This is a genomic window from Aeromonas finlandensis (genome assembly GCF_000764645.1).
GTDB lineage: Bacteria > Pseudomonadota > Gammaproteobacteria > Enterobacterales > Aeromonadaceae > Aeromonas > Aeromonas finlandensis.
Genome location: NZ_JRGK01000375.1, coordinates 1 through 1249, shown reverse-complemented (window position 1 = coordinate 1249; position 1249 = coordinate 1). Strand labels below are relative to the sequence as shown.

At 35.1% G+C, this 1249-nt stretch carries 2 protein-coding genes; both read left to right on the top strand.

Going from position 1 to position 1249, the window contains the following annotated elements; genetic code table 11:
• Nucleotides 1-615 (top strand): glycosyltransferase (locus tag LD28_RS22750; protein WP_156120361.1); only part of this gene is annotated, 615 nt, incomplete at its 5' end.
• A partial coding sequence (locus LD28_RS23295; protein WP_206538785.1) for a glycosyltransferase family protein occupies nt 612-1249 on the top strand: 638 nt, incomplete at its 3' end. The genes LD28_RS22750 and LD28_RS23295, both read left to right, overlap by 4 nt.

Here is a 1249-nt window from a genome sequence, read left to right as displayed (position 1 = left end):
CCACATTATGATCTGCTCAAGGCTCTAGATTTCAAAGGGGATGTGCCTCTCACTAAAGGTGTCGGGATAATTAATGTCACTAACTCAGATTTTGAAAAAACGTGCACGGAACCAAGAAAAATTAAAAAGCCAGTTAATTTTTTGTATGTCGGGCGGTTAGCACACGAGAAGGGATTGCTTTTTGCTATTGAATATTTCAAAGAGCATCCTGAACTAAATTTGACAGTCGTCGGTGATGGACCATTAAGAGATCAAGTTGCAGATATGTCACCCCATAATGTGACTTTAGTTGGTGCCGTTAACAATAGAGATCTTGCTGACATCTATAAATCACATGATATCTTTTTGTTACCATCACATAGCGAGCCTTGGGGGTTGGTAGTTGAGGAGGCCCTTTATTTTGGCCTTCCCATAATTTGCTCATCTTATGTCGGCTGTAATATCGAATTAGTTGAAGAGCCTGGTACTGGTATCATTTATGCTGATTCATCTATTGAATCACTTTCTGATGCAATAGATGAAATGACAAAAAAATATTCTTTCTTTTTAAATAATGTTGCAAATTTCAGCGTCAAAGAAAAAGACCGAACTCAGATAAATAGATATTCATTATGAAAAAAGTAAATATAGTTTCCTTTTCACTTTCAAAAGGTGGTGCAGCTATTGCTGCAAGGAAATTTACAGCTCTCCTTGCTGGCGTTAGATGTGTTAATACAATAAATCAAGATAATGCAAATAAAGTACAATTTATAAAACGTGTGTTATCATGGGGGATAGGTTTATTTCAAATCAACCAAAATCCTATAAAACATTCATTGAATTTATTTTCATATCGACCTGTAATTGCTGCATTCAAAAACAAAAAAGGAGAGGTTTTTCATTTACACTGGTTTAATAATGACACGCTCAGCATATTCGATTTGGATAAAATACCACAAGGCTCTATTGTAACAATGCATGATGAGTGGCTATATTGTGGAAGTGAACATTGTTATGACGTAAATGTTAATGAACTAGCCTTTGTCAGCGGTTATAAATTTTTTTCTCCAGGTTCTTATGGATTTGGTTGGCGGTATATTGTCTGGAAAATTAAACTGGGCAAGTTAAAAAACAGACATGATATTATATACACCGTCCCCTCCAATTGGATGCTAGAAAGGGCTAAAAGCAGTTTTATCTTGAAAAATGCCAATGTTTTTTTATTGCCAAATCCTATCGATGTCAATGTATTTCATCCTAGAAATAATCG